Annotated in this window: 1 pseudogene; it reads right to left on the bottom strand. The window is 51.3% G+C overall.

From position 1 onward, the window contains the following. Positions 1-56: 56 nt before the first annotated feature. Positions 57-585, bottom strand: a pseudogene (locus CHA01nite_RS20725) (hypothetical protein); the annotation flags it as partial.

Here is a 585-nt window from a genome sequence, read left to right as displayed (position 1 = left end):
TATTGATTGCTTTTTTCATTTTTTAAAATTTAAATTTCCGTTTTGCTTGATTTAAATCAGTCAGGACAGGCCTGGTTTTCCATGCAGTACCATCCGTAGGTGGTTCCGTTGTCCTTTGTGGTATACACTTTAAGGCAGTTGTTGGTCGTATCGTAAGCCATCATCCCTTCCACGAAATTGGCTGAAGCGATCCCTATGGGGTTCCCGGTATTGTCGAAAGCCACCCGGTTGACCACCATTCCTTTGGTTTTGGCTTCCAGGGCGGTCCAGGCCCCTTTCCTTACCATCGGCCAGTTGTCTCCGCTGGTTCCTGCCCTTCCCAGTGCCGAAATACCGGCATTGGTATTCAGGGTCGTTCCGGAAGTCACCGACGGCTTGTAGCAGCTTGAACATCCCGGTGGCTGAATACCGCTGTTCTGGGAAGTTCCGATGCCCTGGCCCTGGTCACCACCGATATCGGCAGCTCCTCCGGCATTTACTACATTCGGCACTCCCGATGCATTCACACAGGTGGAAGAGGCACAGAGATTTTTGTTCGGAGCGGTAGATCCCGTTCCGGACGTTACATTCCCTCCGGCAAAAACA

It is taken from the genome of Chryseobacterium hagamense, assembly GCF_007991455.1.
In the GTDB taxonomy this organism is placed as follows: domain Bacteria; phylum Bacteroidota; class Bacteroidia; order Flavobacteriales; family Weeksellaceae; genus Chryseobacterium; species Chryseobacterium hagamense.
Note: the sequence above shows the minus strand (reverse complement) of the source record. Positions and strands in the feature narration are given on the sequence as shown.